4 protein-coding genes and 1 pseudogene are annotated in these 3,458 nt (G+C 68.7%); all 5 read right to left on the bottom strand.

Features of this window, described 5'->3' with window-relative positions:
- A pseudogene (locus tag ACRDU5_RS04120) lies at positions 1–183 on the bottom strand (hypothetical protein); the annotation flags it as partial.
- Positions 113–661, bottom strand: coding sequence for a hypothetical protein (locus ACRDU5_RS04115; protein ID WP_526613027.1), 549 nt, complete (start codon positions 659–661; stop codon positions 113–115). The gene ACRDU5_RS04115 and the pseudogene ACRDU5_RS04120, both read right to left, overlap by 71 nt.
- A gap of 390 nt (positions 662–1,051) precedes the next feature.
- A complete protein-coding gene (locus ACRDU5_RS04110; RefSeq protein ID WP_526613025.1) occupies positions 1,052–1,876 on the bottom strand; it encodes an ABC transporter ATP-binding protein in 825 nt (274 codons plus the stop codon).
- Positions 1,877–2,086: 210 nt separating this feature from the next.
- Complete coding sequence (locus tag ACRDU5_RS04105) at positions 2,087–2,551, bottom strand: peroxiredoxin (protein WP_526613024.1); 465 nt, start codon at positions 2,549–2,551, stop codon at positions 2,087–2,089.
- On the bottom strand, positions 2,548–3,213 hold the full coding sequence (locus ACRDU5_RS04100) for a TetR/AcrR family transcriptional regulator (protein WP_526613022.1): 666 nt from the start codon (positions 3,211–3,213) through the stop codon (positions 2,548–2,550). The genes ACRDU5_RS04105 and ACRDU5_RS04100 overlap by 4 nt, the downstream gene beginning before the upstream one ends.
- Between the last annotated feature and the right edge of the window lie 245 nt (positions 3,214–3,458).

Raw genomic sequence — 3,458 nt, 5'->3', positions numbered from 1 at the left:
GAACAGCGCCGTCGCGGTCACGGACCAGACACGGTTGATGCGGATGGCTCGCAGGCCGTCGTAGCGGCTCAGGTAGTCGAGATCATCGGCGCCCCAGTTGTCGCGGAAGTCGTCACGGGCGTCGGCCGGATCGGTGTAGGTGACGTCGATGAGGCCCAGCGTGGCGGCATACTCGAACAGCACGCACAGTGTGTAGCGGCCTTCCAGGATGGGCCAGTCCGCGTAGCCCGCGCCGGGGCTTGACAGCGGTCAGTACGTTCGCGCAGCGCTGGCCCTTGATCGCGTCAATCCGGCTCATCTCGTCGATCAACCCGTGGCTTATCCAGCGCCGCCACAACTGGCGGATGGCGTCGGCGGCGGGCTTGGACAGCGCAGCGCGGCCACGGGCAGTCAGCTGCAGCCGGTTGCCGGCCTGCTCGGCCAGCCCGCCAGCGTGGATGAGCAGCGGCCAGGCAAAGGTGGCGATCGCCTCATTGCCCAGGAAGTCCCCGGCGGCCAACGCTTCGGCGACCGCGGTCACCGTGGCCGAGCTGGGTCGGTGGGTCTTGTCACTGCAGCGCAGCTTCCCGCTGGCGCACAGCTGCAGGACGGCCTGCACGTTGGCCTGCGAGTCCTGCTCGGTGAGCCGGACGGTCTCGGCGTCGACGGTCCCCTTGGACATGCGCGCAGACCTTACGGTCCCGTCACGACTCCAGCCGCGCAACCCCACGACTCCGAGCAGCTCCGGCTCAGGCTGTTGCCACCACTAATTTGCAATTACTATGAGACGGAGCGTGTCGTGCATGGGCGGCCGTAACGGCCTGCTCACGCTGGACGATGAGGACGAGTGAGCAGGTCCTCTCTCTCGATGGGGGTTGCCTGAACGTGGTGGGACGGGCAGCCCCCATCCGCGTGTCAGAAGATGGCGATCGGGTTCACGGGAGAGCCGGTCGCGCCACGCCAGCGCAGCGGGCTCAGCACGAACTAACCCGGCACTGGCCCGGGACCAGGCCGAGCGACGCCCCGGCGGCTGAGATTCCGCGCGGACCCAGCAGTGTGAACCGCTGCGGAGCTAACCAGGTCCCGGTCCACCAGCTGCCGGAAGCACAGTAGCGGGCAGGCATACCGGTGTCCCGGTTGCCGGGTCGGTCAGCACGGTGGCCTGCACGCCGAACACCTCGGCGACGACGCGAGGGCAGACGACCTCGGCGGGTGGCCCGTCGGCGACGATCTTGCCGTTGCGGAGAGCGACGATCCGGTGGGCGAACCGGGCGGCGGCGTTGAGATCATGCAGCACCAGCACCACGGTCAGCTTGTGTTCCCATTTCAGCTGCCGGACCAGCTCGTGCACCTCCAGCTGGTGGGCGATGTCGAGGAACGTCGTGGGCTCGTCCAGGAGCAGGGTGTGGGTCCGCTGCGCGAGCGCCGTCGCCAGCCAGACCCGCTGCCGCTCGCCGCCGGACAGCTCGTCGACCGGCCGATCCGCCATCTCGGTGACGCCGGTGACCTCCAGTGCCCAGGCGATCGCCTCGGCGCCGTCGGGGTCCGCCCCGCGCCACCGAGCGCGGTGGGGATGCCGGCCGTACCCCACCACCTCGCGAACCCGCACCCCCGTCGGTGTCGGCCGGCTCTGCGCGAGCAGCGTGACGTGGCGGGCGAACTCGCGCGGCGACAGCGCCAGCGCCGAGCTGTCGTCGGCCAGACGCACGTCGCCGGACTCCGGGTGGTGCAGCCGTGCCATCGCACGCAGCAGGGTCGACTTCCCACTCCCGTTCGGTCCGACGAGAGCGGTCACCTCGCCGGCGGTCAGGTCGAGGGTGGCGCCATGGACGACGCACTCGGCGCGGTACCCGAGATCCAGGTCGACAGCGCGAAGCGGCGTCTCGTGACGGGACATAGGCTTTAGGTTAGCCTAACCTAAAGCGACTGCACATGCCTGGATCGGACCCGCGCAGAAAAATGTCGGTGCAGAAAAAGGTCGCGGCTGCCGGCGTCTCGGGTCACCGGCGGCCACGACAGTACGTATGGAACACCCAAATGGGGTCCCAGCGCTACTGATTCCGGGAAATTTCTGTCACCAATTGGTCACAGAGCGTCGATCGGGCCCTCAGACGACCAGTTCGGCCAAGATTTTGCGCTGGTCGGTCAGGTCCCGGGCCCGCGGCAGCGCGTTCTCGACCTTCCAGGCCACCCGGCCCGTCCGGTCGACGACGAAGCTGCCGCGGATCGCGCATCCACGATCCTCGTCGAACACACCGTACGCCTTCGCGACCTCGCCGTGCGGCCAGAAATCGCTGAGCAGCGGGTACGTCAGACCGTCGTGCTCGGCGAAGGCGCGCAGCGCGAACATCGGGTCGCACGAGATGGCGAGGAGCTGAACGTCGTCGTTGACGAAGGCGGACGGGTCGTCCCGGATGTCCGTCAGCTCGTTCGTACAGATCCCACTGAACGCGAAGGGGTAGAACATCACGACCACGGCCTTGTCGCCCCGGAGGGACGACAGCGTCACGTCCTGGCCGTGCTGGTCCTTCAGGGTGAAGTCCGGGGCGGGCCGGCCGACATCGATGGTCATGCGTCTGTCCTGTCCAAGCCGGCCCGAACCACCCGGTAGAAGGCGGTGATCCCCTCGATGAGCTCCGTGACCGCGGCATCGTCGACCGCGTCGACGTCGTGCAGCCAGTCGGCGACCAGGTCGAACATCCCGCCGATCGCTCCAGCGGCCACACTGTGGTCCGCCGCGGTGGTGACGCCGGGCGGGATCGCGCCGTAGTGCTTCCACAACTCCTCGAGGAAGCCGGACGCCCACCGTCGGTTGACCCGGCGCTGCCGTTCGACCGCCGGCGAGATGCCGGCCGCCTCGCCGAAGGTGACCCGTGCGTAGCGGGGATCGTCCACCAGAGCATGCGCGAAGGCGGCGAGCAGCTCCGGGGTAGCCGAGTCCTCGTCGGCCGGTGCGTGCTGCAGCCGGTCGACCATCGTGTTGGCGATCCGGTCGGTGGTGCGCTGCAGCAGCGCGATGTAGCAGGTCTCCCGGCTCTCGAACGACTCGTAGAAGCTCTTGGTGCTGACGAAGGCGGCTCGGCAGATCTGTTCGATCGACGTCTGGTGGTAGCCGTTCTCGGCGAACTGGTCGAGAGCGGCGTCGAGGATCTGAGCGCGGCGCTGGGCCCGGCGCTGCTCGGCATCCAGACCGCGGATCCGTCGACCCGCGCCGCCCCTCGACCCCTGCGCCATGGCGCGACCCTACCTGCCGACCGAGGGCCGGTGACACGACCACCGCGTTACGGAAAAGGACTCTTGTCGGAGACCGGACGATGTGGTCTGATGAGGTCTGTCCCGTTTGACACCCGTCGGGAGTCCCCATGCGAACGCCGAGCGCCCGCACCGTCGTCACCGGCATCGTGGGCGCGCTGCTCGGCAGCCTCCTGATCGTCGCCTCCCCCAGCGCCACAGCCATCGCGCCGAGCGCGGTGTTCAAC

It is taken from the genome of Mycobacterium sp., assembly GCF_050701515.1.
In the GTDB taxonomy this organism is placed as follows: domain Bacteria; phylum Actinomycetota; class Actinomycetes; order Mycobacteriales; family Mycobacteriaceae; genus Mycobacterium.
The sequence above is the reverse complement of the archived record's forward strand: the minus strand, read 5'-3'. Positions and strand labels throughout refer to the sequence as shown.

Excerpts from the sequence above, each read along its gene's own strand:
- ACRDU5_RS04100 (WP_526613022.1), bottom strand. The coding sequence starts at position 3,213 with ATGGCGCAGGGGTCGAGGGGCGGCGCGGGTCGACGGATCCGCGGTCTG.
- ACRDU5_RS04110 (WP_526613025.1), bottom strand. The coding sequence starts at position 1,876 with ATGTCCCGTCACGAGACGCCGCTTCGCGCTGTCGACCTGGATCTCGGG.
- ACRDU5_RS04115 (WP_526613027.1), bottom strand. The coding sequence starts at position 661 with ATGTCCAAGGGGACCGTCGACGCCGAGACCGTCCGGCTCACCGAGCAG.
- ACRDU5_RS04105 (WP_526613024.1), bottom strand. The coding sequence starts at position 2,551 with ATGACCATCGATGTCGGCCGGCCCGCCCCGGACTTCACCCTGAAGGAC.